Source organism: Pseudomonas sp. 67(2021) (assembly GCF_017491835.1).
In the GTDB taxonomy this organism is placed as follows: Bacteria; Pseudomonadota; Gammaproteobacteria; order Pseudomonadales; family Pseudomonadaceae; genus Aquipseudomonas; species Aquipseudomonas atacamensis.
In genome coordinates this window covers 1-255 of sequence record NZ_JAFGYL010000113.1, presented here as the reverse complement: position 1 = coordinate 255, position 255 = coordinate 1, and the positions used below count along the sequence as shown (strand labels likewise).

At 51.4% G+C, this 255-nt stretch carries 1 rRNA gene; it reads left to right on the top strand.

Annotated elements, in window-relative coordinates:
* Positions 1-147: 147 nt before the first annotated feature.
* Positions 148-255, top strand: a 5S ribosomal RNA gene (gene rrf / locus J5M66_RS27265); the annotation flags it as partial.

Genomic DNA, 255 nt, shown 5'->3' with positions numbered 1-255 from the left:
AAGCAATTTGCTGACCTGAAAAGGCACCAGATTGCGGTGTGTGAAGACGAAACGAACCGAAAGTTCGAAACGCACAAACACCGAAAGCTGTCACATACCCAATTTGCTGAAGCGAGGCCGTCTGGTCCCGAGTCAGTACCCGAATTTCTTGACGACCATAGAGCGTTGGAACCACCTGATCCCATCCCGAACTCAGCAGTGAAACGATGCATCGCCGATGGTAGTGTGGGGTTTCCCCATGTGAGAGTAGGTCAT